This window comes from Marinifilum flexuosum, from assembly GCF_003610555.1.
Lineage (GTDB): Bacteria > Bacteroidota > Bacteroidia > Bacteroidales > Marinifilaceae > Marinifilum > Marinifilum flexuosum.
The window spans coordinates 296443-322095 of sequence record NZ_RAPQ01000008.1 but is presented as its reverse complement, the minus strand read 5'-3'; the positions used below and the strand labels follow the sequence as shown (position 1 = coordinate 322095).

The following is a 25653-nucleotide window of genomic DNA, read 5'->3' as shown; positions in this document are numbered from 1 at the left end:
TATGAATACAGCGTTTTATATACGAATAACACTGCAACATTACTTGTTAATTATTTATTATCTTCGTGCAATATTTTTAACGGTATAAGGAGGAATTTCGTACATGGCGCAAGCAGATAAAAAATTATTGGATCAGATTAATTATCCGGAAGATCTTAAAAAGATTTCTGAAGATGATTTGATTCAGGTATGTTCTGAATTGCGACAGGAAATTATTGAACAGGTATCAAATAACCCAGGGCACTTTGGTGCTAGTCTGGGAGTTGTTGAACTTACTGTTGCCCTTCATTATGTCTTGAATACTCCATACGACAACTTGGTTTGGGACGTTGGCCATCAGGCTTACGGACACAAAATCCTTACAGGACGAAAAGATGTTTTCCATACCAATCGTCAGTTCAAAGGAATCAGTGGATTTCCAAACAGACAAGAAAGCGAATACGACTCTTTCACTGTAGGTCACTCTTCTACTTCTATCTCTGCAGCATTAGGAATGGCTGTAGCCGCCCAATTAAATGGTGAAACCGATAGAAAAACTGTTGCTGTAATTGGTGATGGTTCGATGACGGCAGGTTTGGCTTTCGAAGGTTTAAACAATGCGGCCGGTAATAATGCCGATTTATTGGTTATCCTGAATGATAACAATATGGCCATAGATCCTAATACGGGTGGATTGAACAATTACCTTCTGGATATTACCACATCGCAAACTTACAACAAGGTTAAAAACGATGTATGGAGACTTCTTGGAAAATTCAACAGAATCAATCCAAACACTCAAAAGTTGTTTCAAAAGGTAGAAAATGGTGTAAAAACCATTTTATTAAAGCAAAGTAATCTTTTTGAAGCGCTTAACTTTAGATATTTCGGTCCGGTTGATGGTCATGATGTAAATCACATGGTTAAAGTACTGAGTGATCTGCAAAAAATTCCCGGACCAAAAATACTACACTGTATTACAAAAAAAGGCAAAGGATTTAAGCAAGCCGAAATCGATCAAACCTATTGGCATGCTCCTGGTAAATTCGATAAGGAAACCGGGGAAATAATTCAATCGAAAGACAACGGACCACAAGCTCCAAAATTTCAGGATGTGTTTGGGGAAACATTGGTTGATCTTGCCAAAATGAATGACAAGATTGTAGGGATTACTCCTGCAATGCCAACTGGCAGTTCAATGAACAAACTGATGGAAGCAATGCCCGAAAGAGCCTTTGACGTTGGTATTGCAGAACAACATGCCGTTACATTCTCAGGCGGATTGGCTGCTCAAGGAAAAATTCCGTTTTGTGCCATCTACTCATCATTTATGCAACGTGCCTACGACCAGGTAATTCATGATGTAGCCTTACAAGGTGTAAATGTTGTTTTCTGTTTGGATAGAGGTGGATTGGTTGGTGCCGATGGTGCAACTCACCATGGTGTTTACGATCTTGCTTTTATGCGTTGTGTTCCAAACCTAACCATAGCAGCTCCATTAAACGAAATAGAGTTGCGTAATCTCATGTTTACCGCTCAGCAGGAAAATATGGGAGCATTTTCTATTCGTTATCCTCGTGGAAGAGGAAGAATTATTGATTGGAAACAGGAATTTGAAATTCTTCCTGTTGGGAAAGGTCAAAAACTAAAAGATGGTGACGATTTAGCCATTCTATCGATCGGAGCTATCGGAACAGAGGCAATAGATGCCATTGAAGAATTGGAAAAAGAAGGTATTTCTATCGCTCATTACGACATGAGATATTTGAAACCTCTTGATGAAGAATTGCTACATGAAGTTTTCTCGAAACACAATAATATAATTACTCTTGAAGATGGTTGTATAGTTGGTGGTTTGGGATCAGCAGTTTTAGAGTTTATGAGTGATAATGGATATCAAAGCAGAATAACCCGCCTTGGAGTTCCTGACAAATGGGTTGAGCAAGGAACCCAGCAAGAACTCTACAAAGAATGTGGTTACGACAAAGAAGGAATTATAGCTACTGTAAATAAAGTGTTAGCAAAACATACAAGCTAAACCCCATCTCTGTATCCATCCGAATAAGGATCCAAGCCTTCAAAATCGCCTGTAAAGGAATCCATTTGCGATTGCATTTCCTTATCCATTTTAATTAAATATACAGTATCTTCAGTACGTAATTCAATTACATTTATTTTCTTACCATTAGGCTTTGTGATTTTTATTAAATCATCTTCGTAGATTCCATCCGGAAAAGATTTGATCAACAATTGCAACAAATCCATTCCAATACTTTTATAGTCCTTAATTACTCTTTTCATCTCTTACTGATAATCATTTTTATCAAACCAAATCATGTAATCCCTTTCGGGTAAGAGTGTATAAATCAGGATTGTTTTGCTGATATCAATTTAAGGAAATTAGAAATAGCAGAAAAAAATATTTTATCTCGCTTTATGCAAATTTAGAGTGGATATTTGTTAATTCTTAATTGCCAATTGGTTTTATATCGTTTTCGCTCAAAATATTTACAATTTATTGATATAAAGTGCATGCCAGTTCAAACCAAAAGCCTATTTTTGCGCCCTTAATCAAAATTTTAGGTTTTAAAACATGGTAGATTTTTTCAAAAAGAAAGCTAAGAATTCTAAAGATGATATTTTATCCGGTTTAACCGTTGCGCTTGCTTTGGTTCCAGAAGCTGTTGCATTTGCATTTGTAGCTGGTGTTGATCCTTTGGTGGGTTTATACGCCGCCTTTATGATCGGACTAATTACTTCAGTATTTGGCGGTCGTCCAGGTATGATTTCCGGTGCTACTGGAGCAATGGCTGTGGTATTGGTTAGCCTTGTAAAAGAAGGAAACGAAATGGGAATGGCTATGGCTACTCCTGTAGAAAATATGGGACTGAATTACTTGTTCGCTACAATTGTTCTTACAGGTATCATTCAGTTTTTAGCAGGAGTGTTCAAATTTGGTAAATTCGTTCGTTTGATTCCTCATCCTGTTATGATGGGATTCGTAAACGGATTGGCAATTGTAATTTTCCTTTCTCAATTGGGAATGTTTACCGAAAAAATAGCAGGAGAAGCTGTATGGTTGCACGGAGCAGAACTTTACACCATGATTGGATTGGTTATTTTAACCATGGCCATCATGTTCTTTCTACCAAAACTAACCTCTAAAATTCCAGCAGCCTTAACCGGTATTGTAGTGGTTTCGGCCATTGTTATTTTTGGAGGATTAGATGTTAGCACCGTTGGATCATTTATTAGAGATGGTGGAGGTTCCGGTTTGGAAGGTGGTTTGCCAACATTCCAGTCGCAACTATTTACCATGGTTCCTTTCACATGGGAAACCATCAAATTTGTATTGCCTTACGCCTCTATTTTGGCTGCAATTGGTTTGATCGAATCCTTGATGACTCTGAACCTATTAGATGAAATTACCAACAGTCGTGGTAATGGTAACCGTGAGTGTATGGCCCAGGGTGCTGCCAATATCGTTACCGGATTTTTCGGTGGAATGGGTGGTTGTGCAATGATCGGACAGTCATTAATCAACGTAAAATCTGGTGGTCGAGGAAGATTATCAGGAATTATTGCTGCGGTTACTTTATTGGCATTTATCCTATTTGCTGCTCCATATATCGAAATGGTACCTATTGCAGCATTGGTTGGTGTAATGTTTATGGTAGTGATCGGAACCTTTGCATGGTCGAGCTTCCGTATTCTAAATAAAATCCCAAAATCAGATGCTTTTGTATTGATTTTGGTATCTGGTTTAACCGTTATTTTCGATTTGGCGATTGCAGTTCTTGTAGGTGTTATTGTTAGTGCACTGGTTTTCTCTTGGGAGAATGCAAGAAGAATTCGTGCTCGTAAATCGATAAAAGAAGATGGCACCAAAGTTTATGAGATTTGGGGACCTCTGTTTTTCGGATCAATTACTACCTTTATGAACAAGTTTGATATTGCAAACGATCCTGAATCTGTAGAAATTGATTTTATTGAATCAAGAGTTTCTGATCACTCGGGAATTGAAGCCATTGGCAATTTGGTGAAGAAGTACGAAGATGCAGGAAAAACAATCAAGTTGAAGCACTTGAGTGAAGACTGTATTAACTTGCTGAATCGTGCTGATGATCATTTTAGAACTGTAATTATTAGGGATATCGATGATCCTCGTTACTATGTTGTAACCGATAAAGCGAAAATTGAATAATAACTTCAAGATATCTGTTTGAGGAAGTCTTTTCCTCAGACTTTTTTTTTCACCTCCTTCCCACGCTGGGAGGAGGTGTTTTTTTTAGAATGATGCGAAGAACTAATTGAATGAAAGTACTCGTATAAAACATCAATTTTACCACTTGCGGGGGCATAAAACCGACTGCGGCACCATAAAACCACCTGCGGAATCCAATCGAAGCGTAAAGTATTGATCCGAACGGCAGATTTGTCGATTCTACCAATGAATATATCGATTTTGAGCTTGCGGAATCAATTCTACCTCCTGATTTATCGATTCTACCATGCAAAACATCAATCTGAAGCTTGATTTATCCATTCAACTAAAAAATGCGCTCCAAAATGAAGCGCATTTATATCGTAATTCGTAATTCTTACAATCCCAATTTCTTTTTAATATCTGCCGGAATTGCATCCTTGTGCATCATTAACCCCACAGTTTTATATTGCACAAATGCTTTCGATGCATAGAAATAACCTTCGTAATTATTCAAATCGGTTCCCCAAGAGTTCTTGATTAAATAATACTTTGTGCCATTCTGATCTTTTGCAATACCCGTCATATGCATCAAATGATCTTCGGTTGACTGATAGTTATCGAAAGCCATTTGGCGCATTTCCTGGCTTATTGTTTTTTCTTTTACAGGGTACTCGGTACCATAATCAGCTTTCTGATCGCGACTCATGTTTTGCCATTTCGAAATTTCCGAATCAGCCATGTTTTTTACTTCCGTATCAGTTACAACTGCAACTCCTTTTCTAAAAGCAAATCCCTTTTCACTTACATCACTCCCCCAGGCAATGCTGAATCCATTTTCAATGGCATGATCAACACATTGCATCATTTCATCCATTGGCAGGTTGTAAACCTCTCCCAGCGACCAGTTATCCGGACCTTCGAAAATGAATGATTCATAAAAAGGATGATGATTGTAGGATGTAATGGTGATGTAATCATCCGGATTAATACCCAATTCTTCACCAAACAATTTTGGACTGTATTCCTTTCCTTTATAGCTGAAGGTTTCCGGAATCTCTCCCAGGTAAGCATCTAGAATTCCATCGAATCCCTTCATCCAAACAGGAGTCAATTTTTTGTTTCTGTTTTTCACCACTGCATCTACATAGGCCTTTAAAACAGCATCCATTTCTCCATGAACAGGCAAAGTTTCATCAAATGTATTTCCTGAATAAGCTTCCTGCGGAATCATTCCAAACTTTTTCACCACATTCATGGCATCCCAACCTTCGGCTCCTGCAGAAAAGCTTTTCTTTCCATGGAAACGAACGTAATCTTTTGCCCTAAGGTGATAGTTTCTGTTCACAATGAACATTTCTGATAAGTCAAACTCCCCTTTGCCCATTCTCAACAATTCCGATTCGATGAATGATACAGTTGCAAATGACCAACAAGTTCCCGATCTGTGCTGATCTTTTACCGAGGTAGCATCCAACTGCTTTTCAATGGTAAATTGGTAAGATTTCTTTTCTTCTTTTTTCTTTTTTGCGCTTACAGGCAATATTAAGGCTACTGCCAGTAAAGCCGATAAAACGAATCTTAAATTCATGGTTATTTTATTTGTTGTTTATAAAAAATCAAAACTGTTAGCTTTCCATGCATAAATCTTGATAATGCAATTCTTTGCTTGTACTTTTGAATGTTTTGAAAGATCATGCAAGGTAAAAATAATCAAACAACTTTTGCCCTGATTTTAAATATCATAAACAACATTTTCTAACTAATATCATTGCAAAAATGAAAAAACTCGCATCTGTTACTTTGTTGTTAGGCCTAATTATTGGTTTTGCAGCTTGTAACCAACAAAAAAAGAATGATACCATAGTTCCTCAAGAGCTAGTTGATCAGTATGCTGAATTTGAGCTTACTACTGACTTAAGTATTCTGACAGAAAAGGAAAAACAAATGCTTCCTATTTTAATCGAAGTTGCTGATATCATGGAAGAATTATTCTGGAAAGATGCTATCGGTGATAAAGAAGAATTCCTTTCGATGTTAACCAACCCTGCTGCTGTTGCCTACTCAAAAATTAACTATGGTGCCTGGGACAGATTAGATGACAACAAACCTTTCCTGGAAGGATTTGATGCTAAGCCAAAAGGTGCAAACTTTTATCCGAAAGATATGACTGCCGAAGAGTTCGATGCGATCGAGGATGAAATGAAAACTGACTGGTATACTAAAATCGTTCGTGATGAAGATGGCACATTAAGAGTTGCTCCATACCATGAAGTATATCCAGAAGAAATCAAAAAAGCATCTGCCTTGTTAAAAAAAGCTGCTGAATTGGCTGAAGATGCAGGTTTGAAGAAATACTTAGAACTTCGTGCTGAAGCTCTTTTAACTGATGACTATTTGGCTTCTGATTTGGCTTGGATGGATATGAAATCGAATACTATCGATTTTGTAGTTGGTCCTATCGAAACCTACGAAGATGCTCTTTACGGATACAAAGCTTCTCACTCAGGTCAGATTTTGGTTAAAGACAAAGTTTGGAGTGAAAAACTATCAAAGTTTGCTTCATTATTGCCACGCTTGCAAGAAGGTCTTCCTGTTCCTGCTGAATACAAAGCTGAAAAAGCAAATGCAAATGCAGACATGAATGCTTACGATGTAATTTACTACGCTGGGGATTGTAATGCAGGTAGCAAAAACATCGCAATTAACCTACCAAACGATCCTCGTGTACACGCTGCAAAAGGTAGTAGAAAGCTTCAGTTGAAAAATGCAATGAAAGCAAAGTTCGACAAAATCTTACTTCCTATTTCAGATTTATTGATTGACGAAAGCCAGCGCAAGAACGTTACTTTCGATGCATTCTTCGAAAATGTAATGTTTCACGAAGTAGCTCATGGTTTAGGAATCAACTACACTTTAAAAGATAAGGTAAGTGTTCGTAAGGCTCTTAAAGATACTTACACTTCTATCGAAGAAGGTAAAGCTGACATTTTAGGTTTATACATGATTACTCAAATGGCAGAGTGGGGCGAAATGGACAAGAGCAAGCTAATGGATAACTATGTTACTTTCATGGCTGGTATCTTCCGTTCGGTTCGCTTTGGTGCTGCAAGTGCTCATGGTAAAGCAAACATGATGCGTTTCTATTTCTTCGAAGAGCAAGGTGCTTTCGCAAGAAATCCTGAAACCGGAACTTACAAAGTAGATTTCGAAAAAATGAAAGCTGCTATGAACGAGTTAGGAAGACAAATCCTAATTGTTCAGGGTGATGGTAACTACGAATTAGCAAAACAAATGATTGCTGAAAGAGGTTTTATTCGTGAAGATTTACAAAAAGATCTTGATCGAGTGAACAATGCTGGTATACCAAAAGATGTAGTGTTCAAGCAAGGAGTAAAAGTTCTTGGACTATAATTCAATTAATAATGAGTAATTGGTAATGAATAATTGATTACTCATAATAAGATATAAAGGCTGATTCTTTAATAAGGGTCAGCCTTTTATTTTTTTAGAATTAGTCATTTCCTGAACTGGATCAAAAAATGGGTATTTTATAACATTGTAAAACATCATTAAGCTTAGTATCTTTCCAAACATTCAATTAATTTGATGTGTTGTTTTGTATAAAAAGAATGAAGTATTTTAAAAATATATCAATCGGGATTCTGCTAATATGCATTTGTATATTGCTTTGCAGTTTTGAAACTGCTGCAAGAAAGAAACAAGTTCTAGTACTTCACTCCTATCACCAGGGATTAAATTGGACCGATAATATCAGTGAGGGAATTTTATCCGTTCTTGATCAAGATGATGACATTGAAATTATCTTTGAATACATGGATACAAAAAGGCATTCCGAGGCTGAATATCTGACTGAGTTTGCAAAACTTTACGATCTAAAACATCAAAAAAACCTATTCGATGTTATTTTAGTTTGCGATAATAATGCCCTCGATTTTGTAAGGACTTACTATCAAAATTACTTTGATAAAATCCCAATTGTTTTTTGTGGTGTCGATCAATTTTCATCCAATTTAATTAGTGGTTTCGATCAGGTTACAGGTGTTACCGAAGAAATTGACTCAAAGAAAACCATCGAAATTGCGCTTCAACTGCATCCAAAAACCAAGCAATTGGTGGTGATCAACGATAACCAAACCAGATCTGCAATTCTTAATAGAAATAATGTAAGAGACATCTGGCCTGAAGTTGACACCGATGCTGAACTTGTTTTTCTTGAAAATTTATCAATCGATGAACTAGTACACCAAGTAAAAACCCTTGATCCGAAAAGCATCATATACCTTATCAATTTTAGCCGCGACAAGGAAGGGAACTACATCTCCTACCAGGAAAGTATCGAAATCATTCGCGAAGTCACAAACCTACCAATATACAGTAGCTGGGAATTTTATTTTAACGAAGGTATTGTTGGTGGAATGATCACCAGTGGCTATAAACAAGGAGAACTAGCGGCAAAATCAGCCTTAAAAATTTTATATGGTGCAAATGCTTCGGATATTCCTCTTGTAAAGGAAGGATACAACCAATTCAAGTTCGATTTTGAACAGATGAAGCGATTTAAAATCCTTCCAAAGCAACTACCAAAGGATAGCTTTATCAGCAATCAACCGCCTTCAATCATAAAGCAATATAGAACCTCTCTTGTTGTTATTGCCATTTTTATTGTGGTGATTATTTTCATTCTTAGATACACTACCATTAAACGAGAAAGAAATGAAAGAAGATTGAAAAAAATTAATGAAGAACTGGATAGAAGAGTTGCGGTTCGTACCAAAGAAATCATTTTTGCCAATGAAAAACTTGAATTGCAAACTGAACAAATTATAAAACAAAACAAAGAACTTGAACATCACCGCCACAACCTCTTGGAACTGGTAAAAGAACGAACCGAAAACCTTGAGCATGCCAATGAGGAATTAAAAAGCAGTAGAAATAGATTGCTTCACATGCTCGATTCCAATTCGGATGGTGTATGGGAACACAATTTTAAGACTGGTGAAATTTTCATTAGTAAAACCATTTGGGACAAACTTGGCTACCATTCGGTAACCAAAAATGATACACGAGAATTGCTATGCAGAGTAATTCATCCTGAAGATCTGATCATTATTAAACAGAAAGACAAACAAAACAGATCCGGTAAAAGCGAAATGTTTGTTATCGAATTTAGAATTTGTTCTCAGAATAAAACATGGATGTGGTTCAAGGCAAAAGGCAAAATTCTAGATTACTCTGAAAATGGAGGCCCATTAAACATGGTTGGAACACTAATTAATATCAACCAACGTAAAGTTGCTGAAGAGCAAATTCGTGAGGAAGAGAAAAAGTTAAGAGTATCAGAAAAACGTTGGCGTTCGTTAATTGAACAAGCTTCTGATGAAATTCTGATTTACAATATTGATGGTCAGATTTTAGATGCCAATTCTGCTGCATGCAAATGGCTGGGATACAAACAGAGTCAATTATTAGAACTGAACTATAGTGAAATTGATATCGTTCACAGCAGCTCCAAGCTTCATACTTATCGAAAAAAACTAAGTACATCAAACCCTTCGGTTTCATTTGAATCAGTACAACGTCGTAAAGATGGCAGTACTTTTCCTGTTGAAATTCACCTGAGTTTAATTGAACTTAAGGATAGCAAACTAATTCTGTCTGTTGGTACCGATATCAGCATTAGACAAGAAACTGAGCGTAAAATTTTAAATGCTGTTATCAATACGGAAGAAAGCGAGAGGAAACGTTTTGCAACCGATTTGCATGATTCCATTGGTCCCTTGTTATCAAGTATTAACCTGTATCTTTCTTCACTTGGAAAAGTAAAAACTCAAGATGATAAGGATAATATTATAAGTGCTTCTTTAGACGCCGTAAACGAAGCACTAGTAAGCATTAAAGAGATCTCTAACAACCTGAGTCCACACATCTTAAATGATTTTGGCTTAGAAAAAGCAATTCAATCATTCACCAATAAGATTAATGTTTCGCAGGCCATAAATATCAGCTTTTATGCAGAAAATATGAAGGAACGGTTGAATCACCAGATAGAAGTTGTTATTTTTAGAGTAGTAACTGAGCTAATCAATAACACCATTAAACATGCCAAGGCTACAAATATAGAAATCAACCTGTCGCGTGAAGGCAAGCTTTTGTCCTTAATTTACATTGATGATGGAATAGGTTTTGACTCTAAAAAAATAAATGCCGGAACTTCGAGTGGAATGGGACTGTACAATGTGTTAAGTCGTATCCGATCATTAAATGGAACTCATAAAATAAAAAGTAATCCCGAACGTGGCGGAATGATGGCTATTATTGAAATTAAATTATAATTGCAAAATGGAAGAAAATAAGGTAATAATTGTTGACGATCACAAGATGTTTAGAAGCGGATTGCGTTTCTTATTAAGCAATATTCCAAACATTACTGTTATTGGAGAAGCCTCAAACGGAAAGGAGTTTCTTGAAATGGCTGAGAATGAAACAATCGATATTGCCTTAATGGATATCAATATGCCAGAGATGAATGGTATAGATGCCACTCGAATTGCAATGGAAAAATATCCGGATTTGAAAGTAATTGTTCTTTCGATGCACGGCGAAGAAGAATATTACGATCAGATGTTGGACGCAGGTGTGAAAGGATTCCTTTTAAAAAATTCTGATGCCGATGAATTAATTGCAGCCATTGAGGCTGTAATCGCAGGAAAATCATACTTTTCGCAAGAATTGCTTGTGGATATTCTGGATCAGAAAAGATTACAAAAACTTAGAACCGATGCAGTTAAACTATCCACCAGAGAACTCGAAGTCTTAAAGTTGATTTGTGACGGTTTTAGTAATGCTGAGATTGCCGAACAACTTTTCATCAGCCACAGAACTGTTGATCGTCATCGTGCCAATCTACTCAGTAAAACAGGATGTAAAAACTCTACCTCACTGGTTATGTATGCAGTTAAAAATAAAATTGTTGAAATAGAATGATAAACGATGAGAAAACTACTGGGTAAATACAAGTATTTCCTACTTCTTCTGGTGGTATTCCTGATTATATCCTGTCTAGATGCTTCGGCAAGAAGAAAAAAAATACTAGTACTTCACTCCTACCATCAGGGATTGAATTGGACCGATAATATCACCAAAGGCATTCTTTCCGTACTCAACCATCATGAAAACATCGAGATTCAGTTTGAGTACATGGATACCAAAAGAAGATATGACAAAGAGTATCTTGAAGAGTTTGTAAAGTTATACCGACTCAAACACAAGGGAATTCCCTACAATACAGTTATCGCCTCCGATAACAATGCTCTTTATTTTACCCGCGACCACCAAGATGAGTTTTTCAAAGATATTCCCATAGTCTTTTGTTCCATCGATCAATTTGAAGACAACCTCATCGAGGGAATGACCAATATTACCGGAGTTACTGAATTCATCGATTTTAAACAGACCGTTGAGCAGGCCCTGCGCCTTCATCCAAAAGCCAAAAACCTAGTGGTAATCAACGATAACATTACCACATCTGCCATCATCAACCGAAACCATATCATTTCTTTTTGGCCTGAATTAAAAACAGATGTGAATTTGATCTTCCTGGAAAACCTTTCCATAGAAGATTTGGTAAGAAAGGTAGAAAAGCTGGATGATTCAAACGTCATTTTACTGATCAATTTCAGTAAGGACCAGGAGGGCAACTACATCTCCTACCAGGAAAATATTGAGATCATCCGCAAAGCCACTAATCTTCCCATCTACAGCTCCTGGGAATTCTATTTTAACGAGGGTATTGTTGGGGGTATGCTCACCAGCGGAGTGAAACAAGGACAATTGGCAGCTGAACTGGCTGTAAAAGTTGTTAATGGTACCGACATCAACAGCATACCTTTGGTTACCGAAGGATACAACAGTTTCATGTTTGACTTTCAGCAAATGAAACGCTTTGGCATAATGGTCAACGACCTTCCAAAAAATAGTACCATCATCAATCAACCACCAAGCTTTTTGTCTAAACACAGGTCCAGTATCAATATCATTATTGCCTTTCTTACACTTATCGTTCTGATTGTAGTTTATTTGAGGGTCAAACGTAAAAGAACCGAAAACAGGCTTCTGGAAAGAAATAAAAGACTAAAAAGCAGTCGTGATCGATTGCTAAGAATGCTTGATGCCAATTCTGATGGAGTTTGGGAGCACAATTTTGTAGAGCAAACCACTTATATCAGTAAAAATATCTGGGAAAAGCTAGGCTACAATCCTGATTTGGTGCAAAACACTCCTGAATTTGTTGAAAATCTTATCCACCCTTTCGATTTAGAAAATTTTATTTTGAACAGAGAAAAGCTAAGCCTGGGAGAAATTGACCTTTTTAATGTTGAATTCAGATTATTATCGAAAAAAGACGAATGGATTTGGCTGAAAGCAAAGGCCAAAAATCTTGACTTTACACAGGATAAAAAAGCAATCAACCTGGTAGGAACACTCATAGATATTTCCCAAAGGAAAGAGGCAGAAGCTAAAATTAAAGAGGATGAAAAGAAAATACGAGCCTCGGAAAAACGCTGGCGCTCCTTAATAGAGCAAGCTGCCGATGAAATTATTATCCTTGATTTTGATGGAAAAATTTTGGATGCAAACCTCTCTACTTGCAAGCTATCAGGATACAGCCGCGAGGAGATCATTGGTGCCAACGTTACACTTCTGGACAACAAGTACAATCTGAAGCAACTGAAATCCATGTGGAGCAAGCTGAACACCGAGAATCCTTCGGTAAAATTAGAATCTATTCAAAAAAGAAAAGACAATACGACTTTCCCCATTGAAGTACATATCAGTTTAATAGATCTGTCGGATAGCAAACTCATCCTGGCGGTGGTTAGCGATATCAGTATCAGGCAGGAAACCGAACGCAAGGTTTTAAATGCCGTTATTGAAACCGAGGAGAACGAAAGAAAACGATTTGCCACGGATCTGCACGATTCCATTGGACCACTTCTTTCCAGTATAAACCTGTATCTTTCAGCACTTGGAAAAGCCGATTTAAGTCCAAAAAATGAACAGATGATTACTGCTTCAAGAGATATTGTGAGTGAAACCCTTGTAAATATCAAGGAAATCTCAAACAATTTAAGTCCTCATATCTTAAACGACTTTGGATTGGTGAATGCCATCAACTCATTCATCAACAAAATCAATCTTTCAAAAAGCATCAACATCTCCTTCGATACCAAGAATTTGGAGTCGAGAATGAACCAACAAGTGGAGGTTGTGATTTACAGGGTTGTAACAGAGCTAATCAATAACACCATTAAGCATGCCGATGCCGATCATATTCAGATCAAACTCTCGCGGGAGCACAATTTGCTGAATTTAATATATATTGACGACGGAAAAGGATTCGACCCGGACGAACTCAACTACGAAAGTTCTGGCATGGGACTCTATAACATTTTGAGTAGAATTCGATCGCTAAATGGCTCGCACAGCATTCAGAGCAGCGCAGAGTCAGGTGGAATGATGGCTGTTGTAAATGTAAACCTTTAAAATTTCTAACATGAACGAACAAAAAATAATCATTGTTGACGATCACAAAATTTTCCGTAAAGGATTGCGTTTTTTGCTTGATGATATGGAAGGAATTCATGTGGTTGGGGAAGCCGAAAATGGACAGGAGTTTTTGGATTTGCTAAAACTTACCACAACTGATATTGTTCTAATGGACATCAATATGCCAAAGATGAATGGTATTGATGCTACCATACATGCCCTCAGAGAGAATCCGAACCTTAATATTATTGTTCTGTCGATGCATGGAGAGGAACAATACTACGACAAAATGGTAGAAGCAGGGGTAAAAGGTTTTCTGCTTAAAAACTCCGATGTTGATGAATTATCCACGGCTATTAATATGGTTGGAGCAGGAGGAAGTTACTTTTCTCAAGAATTACTGGTTGGTATTCTAAACAAACGAAAACAACAAAAGAACCCTTCTGAGGTGGTTCATTTTACCGATCGCGAACTGGAAGTTCTGCAACTTATCTGTAAAGGATACAGCAATAACAAAATTGCAGACACCCTTTATATTAGCATTAGAACCGTGGAACGACACAGAGCCAATTTGCTAAGTAAAACCAATTGTGCCAACTCCATAGCCATGGTAATGTATGCTGTGAAAAACAATATTATTGAGATTTAAGCTCAAAACCTGATACTTACAGACCCTTAATTAAATCCATTCCAAACAAGATCGCAAGCACCTGTAATTGTATCACTTACAACCCCCTTGTGCGTATTTACCCTCATACACTTGTGAGGGTATTTTGGCGCAATTTGCGCAAAACTACCCTTCCCCTACGCAATCGTTTCCACTTGTTTTGTAGAAGTAAAATTTAGTACTCATACAAAACAAAATTACTATGGTAACCTTTTTTATTTGTATTGCCGCTCTGATTCTTGGATATGTGGTTTACGGAAAATTCGTAGAACGCAAGTTTGGAGCTGATTCAGAAAAAACTACACCTGCCATTTCGAAAGAAGATGGCGTTGACTTTGTACCTATGAACTGGAAGAAGATCTTCCTGATTCAATTCTTAAATATTGCCGGACTGGGTCCAATTTTTGGAGCAATTGCCGGTGCTTTGTGGGGGCCTGTTGCCTTTATTTGGATCGTTATTGGCTGTATTTTCGCCGGAGCTGTCCACGATTATTTTTCAGGAATGCTTTCTGTTCGCCATGGAGGTGCCAGTATTCCAGAAGTAGTAGGAAAATATTTAGGTCCAGCCTTTAAAAACTTCATGCGAGTATTTTCAGTTGTGCTTTTGGTGTTGGTTGGCGTTGTTTTTATCAAAGGGCCTGCCAGTATCCTTAATGGCTTAACAGGATTCAATGTTTCCATCCTTGTGGGTGCCATCTTCCTGTACTACCTGTTAGCTACCATGATTCCTATTGACAAGCTGATTGGTAAGATTTACCCAATCTTTGGTTTGTGTCTTTTAATTATGGCATTCGGAATTGCCGGAGCTTTAATTTTCGGAGGTTATCAAATTCCGGAATTGGTTCCATCAAACATCATGAACTTTCACGCCTCTCCAGGTAAATATCCAATCTATCCGCTTCTGTTCATTACCATTGCTTGTGGTGCCATTTCAGGATTCCACTCAACACAATCGCCTCTTATGGCTCGTTGTATGACCAATGAAAAGCAGGGAAGAAAAATATTTTACGGAACCATGATCGCAGAAGGTATTGTTGCCATGATCTGGGCCGCTGCTGCCATGACATTCTTCGGTGGTATCCGCGAATTGGGAGAAACCATGTCGCAACCAGGACACAATGCAGCTTGGGTTGTTAATGAAATCTGTAATAGCCTGCTTGGTAAAATTGGTGGACTGTTAGCTGTTTTCGGCGTTGTTGCCGCTCCAATTACTTCTGGTGACACAGCCTTTAGAAGTGCTCGTTTGACCATTGCAGACTCTTTGAATTTCTCCCAGAAATCACTTGGTAAACGTCTGTTGATTACCCTGCCATTGTTCGCAGTAGGTTTCCTACTTACACAAGTCAACTTCGCCATTATCTGGAGATACTTTGGATGGGCAAACCAAACCTTGGCAACCGTGGTACTATGGACAGCTGCCATGTATATGGTACACAAAGGTAGAAGCCACTGGTTTATCTCTTTACCTGCCACTTTTATGACAGCAGTAATCACAACCTATATTTTAATTGCACCTGAAGGATTTGGAATCTCGCAAAGCATGGCTTACCCATTGGGAATTTTCACAGCCCTAGCAAGTCTTGGAGCATTCTTGTTCGTGGCTTACAAAAAGTCTCAAGCCAAAGTGAAACTAGAACATCAATAAAACCTAACAAACTAAATCTGTACAAAAATGAAAACACTTAAATTTTTACTTCCTGCACTATTGATCTGTTTTGGATCTCTTGCAAAGGCACAGGAAAAAGTGAACGTTAAAATTAAAGGCTTTGTAGCCGCTGAAACCTACTTCGATACACGCAAAACCGTTAATGCCAGAGAGGGAGCAATCCTACTTTATCCTGCACCTGAATCTTTAGATTTGGAAGGCAATGATTTAAACGATCGATCGGAGTTCTTTATGACGACCATTCAGTCTCGTTTGAATGCAACGGTAAGTGGATTTGAAGCTTTCGGAGCAAAAGGAACAGCAGTTATTGAAGGTGACTTTGTAGGAACCTCGAACGACAAAAGCGGATTGCTTCGCCTGCGTCATGCTTTCATCAAGCTTGACTGGGACAAAGACCAGCTGCTAGCGGGTAAGTACTGGCACCCAATGTTTATTGAGTCGGCTTTCCCAAGAGTATTACACTGGGGAGCAGGTGTTCCGTTTGGATTGTTGAATCGTGCACCTCAGTTGAGATACACCAGAAAATTTAACAAGAGCAAATTAAGCTTTGCACTGCTTTCCGAGATGGACTTTAAAAGTACAGGACCTGAAGGTGCAAATGTGAAGTACGTTCAGCAGTCAAGTATTCCTGAGATCAGTTCTCGTTTCGAAACCAAATTATCAAATGCAGTTTCTACAGGACTAACTGTAGGTTACCGAACCATTATGCCTTTAACGGTTAATTCTGCCGGAGTTAAAACCAATGAGAAACTGGGCAGCTACTACATGAACTATTGGTTGGGTATCACAGGCAAAAAGTTCAAGTGGAACATCCAGAGTATCTACGGACAAAACATGTACAACTTCACCATGATTGGTGGCTATGGAGTGAAAAATGTAAAGTCAAATGGTGACTATGAGTACACAAATATTAAGACCTGGAATTTGACTTCTGATATTTTCACTACAACAGGAAATGTTCGTTACGGATTCAACGCGGGCTACAGCGCCAACCTGGGAGCTGATGATGATTTGGCTAAAAATGGAGATAAGTTCGTTGGCCTATACAGCCGCGGCTCAAACATAGACTATCTGTACCAGCTAGCGCCAAGAATTGAATTCTTGACTGGTAAAATGAAGATTGGTGGAGAAATTATTCACACGGGTGCTGCCTACGGAACAACTCAGGCCGACGGCAAGGTTGGAGACTCTGATGTTGTAAACAGCACAAGATTTCTTCTGCACTTTAAATACGCTTTTTAGATCTATTCATATTAACCTAAGTTCGAACCCTGAGTATTGATTCAGGGTTCGATTTAAAAAATCTCGGACATGAATGAATACAAAATATTTTCTCAAGCTTTAGATATTTCATATCCCTGGATCATTTCGAATATCAATTTAAAAGAAACCGATCAGAAAGTAAAAGAACTTCACATACATGTTCAACTTAAAACCTTAAAGAAGAACACAACAGCTCAAAACTTTCCCTTAACCAAAAGGCAAGATAATTTTTTAGGATATACTTGCTATGTGCACTACTCCATCTCTGACAACTCCCGCAACTGAGTCAAAAGAAATCAATAATTCCATATAAAAACGGGTTAATCATAAACATTTTGTACTTTTAATATCTTATATTGATTTGAACAAAATGGAATCCAATTCACAACTCGAGCTTGCGCATAAATTCGTTAGAAATACGAATACCACAATTTTTCTGACAGGAAAAGCCGGTACAGGTAAAACAACATTTCTGAAACAACTTAAGGCTGAATTGCCTAAGCGAATGGTTGTGGTCGCACCAACGGGTGTGGCAGCCATTAATGCGGGAGGGGTTACCATACATTCCTTTTTTCAGTTGCCATTTGGCCCCATTCTCCCTGGTCAAATCCTGAATGAAAACCCCAATGCAAGCGAAGCTTCGGTGCGCAAATACCGAAAGGAAAAGATCAACCTGATTAAATCTTTGGATCTTCTCATCATTGATGAGATAAGTATGGTTCGTGCCGATTTGCTGGATGGAATTGATGAAGTGTTGAGAAAATTCAAGAATCGAAATCTACCTTTTGGTGGCGTGCAGGTACTCATGATTGGAGATTTGCAACAGCTTCCTCCTGTAGTAAAAAATGAAGAGTGGAGTTTGCTCAGCCAGCATTACGATACCGCATTTTTCTTTAGCAGTCGCGCTTTTCGTTCCTCGCAACACATTAGTATCGAGTTAAAACATGTTTATCGCCAAAAAGATCAGGATTTTATTCAAATCCTAAACGAAATCAGGAACAACCACCTTTCCCAAGCCTCATTCAAGGAATTGGAAAAAAGATATTTGCCTGATTTTAATCCAAAAAATAAGGATGGCTACATTACATTGACTACGCACAATGCACGAGCCCAAAAAATAAACGAAGAACAACTGGAGAAGCTTAAAAGCAAAACAGAATCTTTCGGCGCTAGAATTGATGGACAATTTCCTGAATACTCCTATCCTACCGATGAAGATTTGAAATTAAAGAAAGGTGCCCAGGTAATGTTCGTTAAGAACGATAGCTCACCTGAGAAACTATATTTCAATGGAAAAATTGGTACTGTTATCGGATTCGAAGAAGATGCCATTCTGGTAAAATGTGAAGATGATCATTCCGAAATTGAGGTACACCCTGAAGAATGGCAAAGCATTAAATACAGCATCAACCAGGAATCGAAAGAGATTCAGGAAGATGTGGTTGGTCAGTTTACCCAATATCCACTGAAATTGGCTTGGGCCATTACCATTCACAAAAGCCAGGGCTTGACTTTCGACAAGGCCATTATCGATGCCAATGCAGCTTTTGCTCATGGTCAGGTTTATGTAGCTCTGAGTAGGTGCAAAACTTTGGAAGGATTGGTACTAAAATCGAAATTAAGCGAAAGCGGTATCATTTGCGATCGTTCGGTATCGCAGTTCACCCAATACATCGAGAAAAATCCGCCAAGGAAAGAACAATTGGAAATTGCCAAAAGAAGTTTCCAGTTTCAGCTATTGGAAGAACTGTTTACCTACTCCGATCTATATCGAGTTTATCGAAACATCAACAAGCAACTGCAAGATAACCTGAAAGCATTCCAGGGCAATCTGCCTGAGAAAATCAAAGCTGGCTTCGATGCATTCCAGACCGAAATTTTAAGCGTTGCCGATAAGTTTATGCCAAGTTTAAAAAGGTATTGCTTTGGCGATGAAAAATTGGATGACAACAAGGAAGCTCAGGAAAGAATTAAAAATGGCTGCAAGTATTTTACAGATAAACTCGATCAGCATTTAATTTCCATCATAAACGATCATTCGTTTGAAACCGATAATCAAGCCATTGAAAAAGTGATTAATGAATACCTAAAGCAATTACACGAGCTTTCGCACGTAAAACTTAGCTGTGTAAAATCATGCGTCAATGGGTTTAAGCTTGATCATTATTTGGACATCAGGGCCAAGGCACATTTGGAAAAAGTTCGTTTTAGAGCCAAACGGAAACGCGATGTGGTGGATGAAAATGTTGAACATCCTACTTTGCTTCGCAAATTAAAAAACTGGCGAAAAGAGCTGTCAGAGAATATAAATGCACCTGCTTACATGATTGCCTCACAACGAAGTCTGGTTGATATTGCCAATATGTTGCCATGTTCGGCCGACCAGCTAAAAGCGGTAAAAGGATTTGGGAAAAAGAAAATTGAACGATATGGTGGCGAGCTAATTAAGCTGGTAATGGAATACAGGCAAGAAAAAGGTTTGGGCATGCTTAATTTTACACCAGAGCCTGAAGTAAAACCCAAGAAACCCAACACCAAGGAGGTGAGCTACGATATGTATTCCGAAGGCAAAAACGTTCGGGAAATTGCAGCTCTACGCAACTTGTCACAAACCACAATAGAATCGCACCTGGCACACTACGTTGGCCTGGGCATGCTCGATTTAAAAGACTTTGTGGAAAAAAAGAAAATCAAAAAAATTAAAGAGCAATTTAAAAAGCATGGTACCGATAGTTTAAACCCAGTAAAAGAAGCATTGGGAAATGATTACAGCTATTCGGAACTACGATATGTGCAGTCTTTTTTGAGGAATTCGAAGGAGTAATCAACATTTAAGCTATCCCTGATTTGCAATCAGGGATTGTGGAGAAAAAGGATTTATAATCCTTAAATACTGAAATTATCCTTTGCCTCGGGATTTAACACAAGACACTCATACAATCTAAAGATTACGGTACGCTGTACCTTCTTTCATTTCATGTGAATTTTCTATAAATATTACGGTACTCCGTACCTAAAATTCTCAAGCTATCCCTGATTTGCAATCAGGGATTCTGAAGTAAATGGATTTACAATCTATAAATTCCAAAATGCACGGCACCTAACTCCTTTGGAAAAATAAAGCAGCAGAGCTGCGAAATATTTATAGAACTACACATTAGAAATTTAATCAAGGTGCAGCGCACCGTAATATCAATCTCAACATTTTTAAGCTTCATTAACTTTTATTTAAACCATTTAGCACACTTCTACCCTACATTTGTAATGTACAAAACAGAGATGTTTTTTTCATAGAATTAGATTTAGGTTAGTAAATAGTGGTTAGAGAAAATCCCGGACTTGCAAGTTCGGGATTTTTCTTTGGAATATATTCTGTCCTAATCTAAAGCAGAGCAAATGGAAATAGTCCGTGCTGTATTTAGTCTTCAACTCGGATTTCAAACCAAGGTATTCATACAATTTAAACACCACGGTACCCTGTACCTCATTCCCACTTATTCTAATTTTCTACAAATACTCCGGTACTCCGTACCTAAACATTTTACTGGTAAAGCAGCAGAGCTTCGCAGTATTTATAGAACTATACAATTGTATTTTTAATTAGGTGCAGAGCACCGCAGTCTGAATCACAATATTCTCATCTCTTTTAAGCTTCATTAACTTTTGTTTAAACCATTTAGCACACTTCTACCCTACATTTGTAATGTACAAAACAGAGATGTTTTTTCATAGAATTAGATTTAGGTTAGTAAATAGTGGTTAGAGAAAATCCCGGACTTGCAAGTCCGGGATTTTTCTTTGGAATATATTCTGCCCTAATCTAAAGCAGAGCAAATGGAAATAGTCCGTGCTGTATTTAGTCTTTGGCTCGGATTTCAAACCAAGGTATTCATACAATTTAAACACCACGGTACCCTGTACCTCATTCCCACTTATTCTAATTTTCTACAAATACTCCGGTACTCCGTACCTAAACATTTTACTGGTAAAGCAGCAGAGCTGCGCAGTATTTATAGAACTATACAATTGTATTTTTAATTAGGTGCAGAGCACCGCAGTCTGAATCACAATATTCTCATCTCTTTTAAGTTTCATTAACTTTTATTCAAACCATTTAGCACACTTCTACCCTACATTTGTAATGTACAAAACAGAGAAGTTTTTTCATAGATTAGATTTAGGTTAGTAAATAGTGGTTAGAGAAAATCCCGGACTTAACGAAGTTCGGGATTTTTCTTTGGGATAAATTCAAGCTCCCATTTTGAAAAAAAGACTTTTTAATCTTTATTTGTAATGAATTTAAATAAACAAACTAAGCTATGGAAGAAATAAAATCACCATGTATTAAAATTTGTCGACAAGACAGCAACGGCGTATGTTTTGGATGCCAGCGAACTACAGAAGAAATTGGAAACTGGTCGCTTTACAACGATAATGAAAAGAAAGAGGTACTAGAAAAAGCCAAAAAAAGAACCAATGCTCCAGATACCTCTTCAGGCGTATTCTTTCGATAGATATTCCAGTCCATTCAGTATTTGTTCTTTTTTATTATTTTACGCACCTTATTCAAATCACAAAAAAACAAGCCAATTAAGATGCAACTAAAATCAATCTTTTATGCCACAATTATCATGCTGATGATTTCGGCATGTGGACAAAAAAAAGCAGAACAATTACAATTAAAAATATACGGAACCAGTGATGTTCACGGAGCACTATTTCCTTACGATTTGGTTAACGAACGAGAAACTTCTACCTCGTTGGCTCAGGTTTATGAGTATGTAAACGAGCAAAGAAAAAATGCTGATGCTGAAGTAATCTTGCTTGACAATGGCGATATCCTGCAAGGCGATCCTTTGGTTTACTATTCGAATTTCGAAAAAACAGAAACCAAACACATTTGTGCCGATGTAATGAATTACATGGGATACGATGCAGCTACAGTTGGAAATCATGACATTGAGCCAGGACATGCCGTATACGATAAAGTGGTAAAGGAATTTGCCTTTCCTTGGTTGGCAGCCAATGCAGTTAAAAACGCAGATGGCAAACCATATTTCCAACCTTATACCATAATCGAAAAACAAGGTGTGAAAATTGCAGTTTTGGGTTTAATCACCCCTGCAATTCCGAAATGGTTGCCAGAGAAAATTTGGTCGGGAATGCATTTCGAACCCATGCTTGAATCGGCACAAAAGTGGATGAAAATCATTCAGGAAAAAGAACAGCCTGATTTTGTAGTTGGATTATTCCACTCGGGCGCTGGAGAAGAGCATGAAAATGAAATGAGCCATGAAAATGCTTCTATACTGGTTGCCAAACAAGTTCCAGGTATCGATATGGTAATCTGCGGACACGATCATCATGAACAAATCGCTTGGTTCGAAAACATTGATAAGGAAAAAGTTTTGGTGATCAACCCCAAAAGCAAAGCTAAATTTTTGGCCGAAGTTGTGGTTGATTTAAACTGGAACAATGAAAAGAACTCCTACGATAAAACTTTAAAACCAAATTTGGTAAAGATTGCTGATGTACAAAAATCGAAAGAATATGCTGATCACTTCACACCCCTGTTTAAAGAGGTAGAAGCATATGTTTCCAGAGAAGTAGGTAGTTTTAAAACAAGCATTTCAACAAAAGATGCCATGTTTGGCGATTCTCCTTTCATCGATTTAATTCAGAACATTCAAATGGATTTGGCTGATGCAGACATTTCATTTGCTGCACCTTTATCTTTCAATGCTACAATTGACTCTGGAGAACTACAGGTACGTGACCTGTTTAAGCTGTATCGATTTGAGAATTTGTTATACACCATGAATCTTACCGGGAAAGAGATTAAAGATTTTCTGGAGTTTAGCTACAACAACTGGTTTCAGCAAATGAAATCGGCAAAGGATCCGATGCTATACATTTCAACTACGGATAAAGGCAGCCGACTAACCACCATGTTTTTCAATTACGATTCGGCCGAAGGAATTGATTACACCGTTGATGTTTCAAAATCATATGGCAATCGAATCAAGATCTCGGGAATGAGTTCGGGTGAAAAATTCGATGAAAACAAAACCTACCGAGTTGCTTTAAATTCTTATCGTGGAAATGGCGGCGGTAATCACCTTACCGAAGGTTCTGGCCTAACGAAAGAAGAATTAACCAGTAGATTGATTAACTCAACTACCAAAGATCTTCGTTACTACCTGATGAAATGGATAGAAGAAAAGGGAACGGTTGATATTGAGTGCGACAACAACTGGAAAGTACTTCCTGCAAAATGGCATGCCACAGCAAGTAAAAAAGAATATGAGTTGCTTTATGGAGAAAAGTAGTTAACCACAAAGTACACACTAAGGTTTTTCACGAAGTCTTACAAAGGAATTTATAGTTCTTTTGTGAGACTTTTTTTATTCCTTTTACTTCGTGTTCCTTTGTGAAGTACTTCTTTATCCTTAGTGGTTAAGGATCAACACTCATAAATAATCCTGAAAATCTCACGCAAACATTCTTGTCTTTGCTCAATAAATCCCATATGTCCTGATGTTTGCAATACCAAAGGAGTTAAATTATTCTCTTTGGCAATTTGTCCTGCCACCTGAAAAGGAATAAAATTATCCATTTTCCCAATGATACTCACCTTGGGCATATCCAGTTCTTTTACTACATGATTTCTATCGGGGCGATTCATCATAGCCTCTAAGGCAGCAATAATTCCAACATCTGAAGTATTACAAGCAATTTGAGTGATTCGATCTATTTCGTGTGCAAACTTTTTCAGATTACTATTCGAAAAAGTGTTAGGAATGCTGGTTTTACAAATCAGTTCCTTCTTCCCTTTTTTCACCAGTTCAATTTCTTTTTGCCTATTGGCTTTTTTCTCTTCGGTATCCGGATTTGGCGTTGAATGAAACAAGCAAAAGCTTTCCAGTTTTTCGGTGAATAAATCTGCGTAAGCCAATGCCACGTATCCTCCCATGGAGTGTCCAATGATATTGATTCGCTCCAAATTCAAATGTTCAGCTAATTGATTAACAGCCTCGGCCATCTGATCGATACTACAAGAATCGCTTTTTAACTCTGAGGATCCATGCCCTGGTAAATCAACGGTAATTACTCTGGCCAATCGAGAAAGATCATTGGCAAAAGTTTCGAATGTCTCTACAGATTCAAGATATCCATGAAGAAGAACGACTGTATTTCCCTTCCCATTATCTCTGAATCGTAATCGGCAATTTTCCAGTTCTAAATACTGATCCATATGTAAATTTGAAATTTCAACAAGTAACACGCAGCAAAAGAGCAAATTGTATTCTTATCGGATAAAACAATTTTTTACAAGTTTTAATGACATTCTAAATTAGTAGAATATCAAAAAAGCTTGTTCTATAACATACAAATATTTAATAAATTGCATCGTTTTGAAAAAAATCATTACGGAAAATATTCCTTAATTGGTTTATAGTTAGAATTATACCTAGTTTTATAATTCTAATTTTCTAAAAACCTGAATCATAGGATTATCCTAGAATCAATCTAAATAAATTGTATATGTTCCTAAATATTGTTTCAGCCATGGGGAGCGTCTACATTTGCAAGGAATTATAGTAAAAGCTTATAATAAACAGTCTAATTAAATCTTTAAACTTATGAGCAGTTTTTTAAGTTCATCTATTGGGAAAAAGTTGATAATGAGTTTGTCAGGTCTTTTCCTTGTGCTATTTTTGTTGGTGCACTTGATCTTGAACTCCTTCTTGATGTTTGATAGCACAGGAGAGTTATTTAATGCAGGAGCACACTTTATGGCAATGCCGGTAATCCGCTTTGGTTTACAGCCAGTTTTATTTGGTGGTTTTATCGTGCACATCATCTATGCAATCATCTTGACATTGCAAAACCAGAAGGCTCGTCCTCAAAAGTATGCTTCGCAGAACTTGGGTAACAGCAGTACCTGGTCTTCAAGAAACATGTTTGTTTTGGGTGGTCTTGTGTTGGTTTTCATTGCAATGCACTTGATGCATTTCTTCGTGCCAATTCAGATTCAAGGAAATGTACATGACGATTATCAATTGGTAAAAAACCTATTTACTAATGGATCAACAGGCCTGGTATACACTGGTCTTTATGTAGTTGGTGCAATCTTATTGGGATTACACTTGGCTCACGGTTTCTGGTCAGCATTCCAATCTATCGGAATGAGTAATATTATTTGGAGAGCACGTTTGGAAAAAGCGGGTTACATCTACGCAATTATTATCTCTGGCGGATTCATTATTATTCCTTTGTATTTACACTTTTTTGCTTAATTGT

Annotated in this window: 17 protein-coding genes; 14 read left to right on the top strand and 3 right to left on the bottom strand. The window is 37.6% G+C overall.

Translation table 11 applies throughout. The annotated features are described in order from the left end of the window. The first annotated feature begins 103 nt into the window (after nt 1-103). Nucleotides 104-2017 carry a 1-deoxy-D-xylulose-5-phosphate synthase gene (gene dxs, locus BXY64_RS01400; protein ID WP_120238204.1) on the top strand — a complete coding sequence of 638 codons (1914 nt, stop codon included), beginning with the start codon at nt 104-106 and terminating at the stop codon, nt 2015-2017. Here dxs and BXY64_RS01395 read toward each other — a convergent pair. Beyond that, nucleotides 2014-2280, bottom strand: coding sequence for a hypothetical protein (locus tag BXY64_RS01395; protein WP_120238203.1), 267 nt, complete (start codon nt 2278-2280; stop codon nt 2014-2016). The genes dxs and BXY64_RS01395 overlap by 4 nt on opposite strands. A 292-nt stretch (nt 2281-2572) precedes the next feature. On the opposite strand from BXY64_RS01395, the gene BXY64_RS01390 reads away from it, so the two are divergent. Then, nucleotides 2573-4183: a SulP family inorganic anion transporter gene (locus BXY64_RS01390; RefSeq protein WP_120238202.1), complete on the top strand. Its 1611-nt coding sequence runs from the start codon at nt 2573-2575 to the stop codon at nt 4181-4183. A 397-nt stretch (nt 4184-4580) separates the two neighbouring features. Here the strand turns inward: BXY64_RS01390 and BXY64_RS01385 are convergent, their stop codons facing one another. Continuing rightward, entirely contained in the window at nt 4581-5774 is a 1194-nt protein-coding gene (locus BXY64_RS01385) for a C1 family peptidase (RefSeq protein ID WP_120238201.1), read from the bottom strand. Between the two features lie 188 nt (nt 5775-5962). Here BXY64_RS01385 and BXY64_RS01380 point away from each other — a divergent pair, with 188 nt between their 5' ends. The 11 genes from BXY64_RS01380 to BXY64_RS01330 all read left to right on the top strand — a co-directional run bounded on the left by BXY64_RS01380 (nt 5963) and on the right by BXY64_RS01330 (nt 23678). Then, on the top strand, nt 5963-7597 hold the full coding sequence (locus BXY64_RS01380) for a dipeptidyl-peptidase 3 family protein (protein ID WP_120238200.1): 1635 nt from the start codon (nt 5963-5965) through the stop codon (nt 7595-7597). Between the two features lie 218 nt (nt 7598-7815). Next, a complete protein-coding gene (locus BXY64_RS01375) occupies nt 7816-10539 on the top strand; it encodes a sensor histidine kinase (RefSeq protein WP_120238199.1) in 2724 nt (907 codons plus the stop codon). A 7-nt stretch (nt 10540-10546) separates the two neighbouring features. Next, the gene (locus BXY64_RS01370) at nt 10547-11191 is read left to right on the top strand and encodes a response regulator transcription factor (RefSeq protein WP_120238198.1); all 645 of its coding nucleotides are present in this window, start codon (nt 10547-10549) and stop codon (nt 11189-11191) included. A 6-nt stretch (nt 11192-11197) separates the two neighbouring features. Then, a complete protein-coding gene (locus tag BXY64_RS01365) occupies nt 11198-13750 on the top strand; it encodes a sensor histidine kinase (RefSeq protein WP_120238197.1) in 2553 nt (850 codons plus the stop codon). Between the two features lie 10 nt (nt 13751-13760). Further along, nucleotides 13761-14402: a response regulator transcription factor gene (locus BXY64_RS01360; RefSeq protein ID WP_120238196.1), complete on the top strand. Its 642-nt coding sequence runs from the start codon at nt 13761-13763 to the stop codon at nt 14400-14402. A 220-nt stretch (nt 14403-14622) separates the two neighbouring features. Continuing rightward, nucleotides 14623-16065, top strand: coding sequence for a carbon starvation CstA family protein (locus BXY64_RS01355; RefSeq protein ID WP_120238195.1), 1443 nt, complete (start codon nt 14623-14625; stop codon nt 16063-16065). Between the two features lie 27 nt (nt 16066-16092). Continuing rightward, nucleotides 16093-17328, top strand: coding sequence for a hypothetical protein (locus BXY64_RS01350; protein WP_120238194.1), 1236 nt, complete (start codon nt 16093-16095; stop codon nt 17326-17328). Between the two features lie 69 nt (nt 17329-17397). Continuing rightward, the gene (locus BXY64_RS01345; RefSeq protein WP_120238193.1) at nt 17398-17634 is read left to right on the top strand and encodes a hypothetical protein; all 237 of its coding nucleotides are present in this window, start codon (nt 17398-17400) and stop codon (nt 17632-17634) included. Nucleotides 17635-17719: 85 nt separating this feature from the next. Continuing rightward, nucleotides 17720-20173: a helix-turn-helix domain-containing protein gene (locus BXY64_RS21625; protein ID WP_120238192.1), complete on the top strand. Its 2454-nt coding sequence runs from the start codon at nt 17720-17722 to the stop codon at nt 20171-20173. Between the two features lie 1495 nt (nt 20174-21668). After that, entirely contained in the window at nt 21669-21863 is a 195-nt protein-coding gene (locus tag BXY64_RS01335; protein ID WP_120238191.1) for a DUF1289 domain-containing protein, read from the top strand. 81 nt (nt 21864-21944) lie between these two features. After that, on the top strand, nt 21945-23678 hold the full coding sequence (locus tag BXY64_RS01330) for a bifunctional metallophosphatase/5'-nucleotidase (protein WP_120238190.1): 1734 nt from the start codon (nt 21945-21947) through the stop codon (nt 23676-23678). A gap of 134 nt (nt 23679-23812) precedes the next feature. On the opposite strand, the gene BXY64_RS01325 is transcribed toward BXY64_RS01330, so the two are convergent. Continuing rightward, the gene (locus BXY64_RS01325) at nt 23813-24604 is read right to left on the bottom strand and encodes an alpha/beta fold hydrolase (protein WP_120238189.1); all 792 of its coding nucleotides are present in this window, start codon (nt 24602-24604) and stop codon (nt 23813-23815) included. 388 nt (nt 24605-24992) lie between these two features. Here BXY64_RS01325 and BXY64_RS01320 point away from each other — a divergent pair, with 388 nt between their 5' ends. Further along, a complete protein-coding gene (locus tag BXY64_RS01320) occupies nt 24993-25649 on the top strand; it encodes a succinate dehydrogenase cytochrome b subunit (protein WP_120238188.1) in 657 nt (218 codons plus the stop codon). Nucleotides 25650-25653 lie beyond the last annotated feature (4 nt).

Excerpts from the sequence above, each read along its gene's own strand:
- BXY64_RS21625 (WP_120238192.1), top strand. The coding sequence starts at position 17,720 with ATGGAATCCAATTCACAACTCGAGCTTGCGCATAAATTCGTTAGAAAT.
- BXY64_RS01330 (WP_120238190.1), top strand. The coding sequence starts at position 21,945 with ATGCAACTAAAATCAATCTTTTATGCCACAATTATCATGCTGATGATT.
- BXY64_RS01355 (WP_120238195.1), top strand. The coding sequence starts at position 14,623 with ATGGTAACCTTTTTTATTTGTATTGCCGCTCTGATTCTTGGATATGTG.
- BXY64_RS01365 (WP_120238197.1), top strand. The coding sequence starts at position 11,198 with ATGAGAAAACTACTGGGTAAATACAAGTATTTCCTACTTCTTCTGGTG.
- BXY64_RS01335 (WP_120238191.1), top strand. The coding sequence starts at position 21,669 with ATGGAAGAAATAAAATCACCATGTATTAAAATTTGTCGACAAGACAGC.
- BXY64_RS01325 (WP_120238189.1), bottom strand. The coding sequence starts at position 24,604 with ATGGATCAGTATTTAGAACTGGAAAATTGCCGATTACGATTCAGAGAT.
- BXY64_RS01320 (WP_120238188.1), top strand. The coding sequence starts at position 24,993 with ATGAGCAGTTTTTTAAGTTCATCTATTGGGAAAAAGTTGATAATGAGT.
- BXY64_RS01385 (WP_120238201.1), bottom strand. The coding sequence starts at position 5,774 with ATGAATTTAAGATTCGTTTTATCGGCTTTACTGGCAGTAGCCTTAATA.
- BXY64_RS01390 (WP_120238202.1), top strand. The coding sequence starts at position 2,573 with ATGGTAGATTTTTTCAAAAAGAAAGCTAAGAATTCTAAAGATGATATT.
- BXY64_RS01380 (WP_120238200.1), top strand. The coding sequence starts at position 5,963 with ATGAAAAAACTCGCATCTGTTACTTTGTTGTTAGGCCTAATTATTGGT.
- BXY64_RS01360 (WP_120238196.1), top strand. The coding sequence starts at position 13,761 with ATGAACGAACAAAAAATAATCATTGTTGACGATCACAAAATTTTCCGT.
- BXY64_RS01395 (WP_120238203.1), bottom strand. The coding sequence starts at position 2,280 with ATGAAAAGAGTAATTAAGGACTATAAAAGTATTGGAATGGATTTGTTG.
- BXY64_RS01350 (WP_120238194.1), top strand. The coding sequence starts at position 16,093 with ATGAAAACACTTAAATTTTTACTTCCTGCACTATTGATCTGTTTTGGA.
- dxs (WP_120238204.1), top strand. The coding sequence starts at position 104 with ATGGCGCAAGCAGATAAAAAATTATTGGATCAGATTAATTATCCGGAA.
- BXY64_RS01345 (WP_120238193.1), top strand. The coding sequence starts at position 17,398 with ATGAATGAATACAAAATATTTTCTCAAGCTTTAGATATTTCATATCCC.
- BXY64_RS01370 (WP_120238198.1), top strand. The coding sequence starts at position 10,547 with ATGGAAGAAAATAAGGTAATAATTGTTGACGATCACAAGATGTTTAGA.
- BXY64_RS01375 (WP_120238199.1), top strand. The coding sequence starts at position 7,816 with ATGAAGTATTTTAAAAATATATCAATCGGGATTCTGCTAATATGCATT.